This window comes from Microcystis sp. M53602_WE12 (genome assembly GCF_030065455.1).
Taxonomy (GTDB): domain Bacteria; phylum Cyanobacteriota; class Cyanobacteriia; order Cyanobacteriales; family Microcystaceae; genus Microcystis; species Microcystis aeruginosa.
The window spans coordinates 1-2,821 of sequence record NZ_JASJFB010000242.1; the positions used below are offsets into that span (position 1 = coordinate 1).

The 2,821-nt window shown below is 40.2% G+C and carries 4 protein-coding genes; all 4 read left to right on the plus strand.

What is annotated here, in order from left to right:
* Positions 1-209: 209 nt before the first annotated feature.
* Entirely contained in the window at positions 210-1,148 is a 939-nt protein-coding gene (locus PX482_RS08790) for a glycosyltransferase (RefSeq protein ID WP_002760913.1), read from the plus strand.
* 10 nt (positions 1,149-1,158) lie between these two features.
* The gene (locus tag PX482_RS08795; RefSeq protein WP_002760914.1) at positions 1,159-2,067 is read left to right on the plus strand and encodes a hypothetical protein; all 909 of its coding nucleotides are present in this window, start codon (positions 1,159-1,161) and stop codon (positions 2,065-2,067) included.
* A gap of 380 nt (positions 2,068-2,447) precedes the next feature.
* Positions 2,448-2,648, plus strand: a complete 201-nt coding sequence (locus tag PX482_RS08800) for a hypothetical protein (protein ID WP_002760915.1) — start codon at positions 2,448-2,450, stop codon at positions 2,646-2,648.
* Between the two features lie 74 nt (positions 2,649-2,722).
* Positions 2,723-2,821 (plus strand): helix-turn-helix domain-containing protein (locus PX482_RS08805; protein WP_287707495.1); only part of this gene is annotated, 99 nt, incomplete at its 3' end.

The following is a 2,821-nucleotide window of genomic DNA, read 5'->3' on the forward strand; positions in this document are numbered from 1 at the left end:
AACCCTTATATAGAAAGGCATTTAGCGATTTTTGTCAATTGTTTTTTATCTAGAGCGAACTAATCAATTAAGTCTTTTGCCAGATAAGGATTTAGTCGATTTATGCCCCCTATCGAACCATAACAAGTAACGAAGAGCCAGAAATTTTCCTTGTTGCTGGAGAACTATGATACAATGGCATCAAAAAATAGAGGAAAAATTTTTTTATCATGGACAAGGTGTCAACACCAAGCCTATCAATTGTTATTCCGACCCGAGAAGGATTCGCTGACCACTGGTTTAATGCGCTGACCGAGGTCAAGGGAGAAGTAGAATTTATCTTGGTTCATCCACCAGGAGCACCTAAGTATCCCACGTCCGACCCTAGGGTACAGCAAATAGTCAGTCCCTTGCGGGGAGAAATTATTCAACGTGCCACAGGTTTGATGAATGCTACCGCTCCCTATACATTGACAATTAATTGTGATGAGTATATCAATCCCGACATTTCAGAAATTAGCCGTCAATACTTTTCCCGATTTCCTGATAGTTGGGTCATGAGACTTAGCCGCAAAGATGTTGAATTTGGTAAAAAAGAAATTCTAGAAGCTCCTTGGCTCTCACCAAAACCCATCGAAAAACTAGAAGTTTGTGGTAGGTCTCAAGGTAACTCTAAGCTATACGAACAAGGCAACTACTTATTGGAAATTCCCATTACTCCTATCGATAATAAATTTGATGTAATGTGTATTTTTAGAGGGAGGAGAGATCATCGAGGTCCCCATACAGAGAATTTTGACAAGAAGGTTTGGAAAACTTCTATAGTACAGGAAACCCTAGAGGATCTGGTGGGTTTAATGCCTTTTATTGGTCCGCTTAAGTATATTCCCTTTTGGTGTCTTGATCGTCTTTTGGGTTTATTTATTCAAGCTAAGTTTTTCGAGCAAGGCCAAGGGAAAATCATCGGTCATCTCATGCCATCTCCAGAACAGTTACGCATGGAAAACAATCCCCCCGAATATAGAAGACTAAATCGCTATGGTATTTTATCAGAAATTTTCCTAGTCAAGTGTTTTCCTCAGTATGGATATCTGTGGAATCTGGTGATTACCAATCTCAGGGAAGTTCCCCAAAAATATGTACTTTATCGACTAGGAAAAGAGGGATAGTCAGCCAATCATGATCAACTCACCAATTCTATCAATCGTTACTCCAACTCTGGGCAAATTTTCCGAATATTGGTTGCAACAACTTCTGGCAATTCAAGGGGAAGTAGAATTTATTTGGGTTTATCCTCCCGGAGCAGTTACCCCTTCCGTAGAAGACCCCAGAGTCAAAATTTTTCATAGTCTTTATCAGGGAGAAACGGCCCAGAGAGCCGTCGGTCTTCTCAATGCTTCCGGTCAATATGTGTTGGCTCTCGATGATGATGATTTCTTGCATCCCCAGGTGGTTGCCTTAGCGAAAGATTACTTTGATAATTTTCCCCAAAGTTGGCTCTTACGTCTCCATAAGGGGGGAATTGATTATCTCGATGAGGAAAAAATTAAAGCTCCCTGGCCGGAGCTACCCGCTATCAATCAGTTAAATATCTCTAGAAAAAGACAAGATAAATACCAAGATTTAGTGGAAGTTCCTATCGCTCCCCTAGATAATCCTTTCGAGTTAAGACTAGCTTTATGGCCCTACGCCAAAAGAAAAGATTTTCATGGCTATCATCTAGAACCTTTCAATAATAATATTTGGAAAACAATCCTGGTGAAAGAAGCCTTAGATGATTTTGTCCGCAATATGAGGATAGGAGAAATTTTAACTTGGTTGCCTCTCTGGGGATTTGATAGAGCTTTAGGGTTATTTCTGCAAGCGAAGTTTTTTCAAAAAGATATGTATATCGGTCATTGGATGCCCGAACCCAGTCAAATAAGATATATAGTCAGACCTTACTCCATGAAAACCCCCAGAATTCTTTTTCCTTCCGATGCTTTACTGGTCAAGCGATTTCCCCAGTATGGTTATTTCTGGAATCTTGTCTTCGAGGAGTTATACAATGGCATCAAGACCAAAATCAAAAGTCTCTGGAAAGCATGACTAATTATCGTGCTTCCTATGAGTTATCAACAACTCCCCATCTACTTCCTAATTCGCAAAATTCCAGAAAAGCTGCTGAAGGAACATGAAGCAGGGTGAGCGCATCCCAAACGCTATTGACAATTGGCCAATTTTGTGATAGGATTGCCTTCCATGCCTTTTGAGCGATAGCAATCAATTGAAATGCTTACGAACTCGACCCATTTGGTCGGTTGTTTCCTAAACATTGAGGTGGCAAATTCTCCTCAAATATGCTTGAATCGCCCTCTGGGTAAGCAACCCACATAAATTTTATTTTGTCAAGGATTGTTAGGATGCGCTGACCGTGTTGGCGTCGTGTTTACAAAGACATCTAGGATTTTACTTGAGTGGAGGAATCTATGTTTGACACAACAAAACCAATCAATCAAAAACAAATTATACAAATTGTTCCATTCTACACTAATGATGGAGATTTCAACGTTATTTTAGCTGAAGCGATTAGAGCAGAAACTGGTATAGTAAGCCGCTTGATCAACTATAAATCTCTCAGGAATATGGACGATCCCAGGGTTTTGTCTTCATCGAAAATTTGGGTCTGAAACCCCGCCGTTCTACGACGGCTTTACTGTTAAGTATTAGCACATTTACGAAATATATGCTAGTGTGAAAGGACATGGAAAAAGCCTATTCGTTTCGATTTTACCCCACACCAACACAAGAGTCGCTATTGCGGCGCACATTGGGCTGTGTAAGATTAGTTTACAACAAAGCT

Coding starts and splice junctions, on each gene's coding strand:
- PX482_RS08800 (WP_002760915.1), top strand. CDS start 2,448: ATGTTTGACACAACAAAACCAATCAATCAAAAACAAATTATACAAATT.
- PX482_RS08795 (WP_002760914.1), top strand. CDS start 1,159: ATGATCAACTCACCAATTCTATCAATCGTTACTCCAACTCTGGGCAAA.
- PX482_RS08790 (WP_002760913.1), top strand. CDS start 210: ATGGACAAGGTGTCAACACCAAGCCTATCAATTGTTATTCCGACCCGA.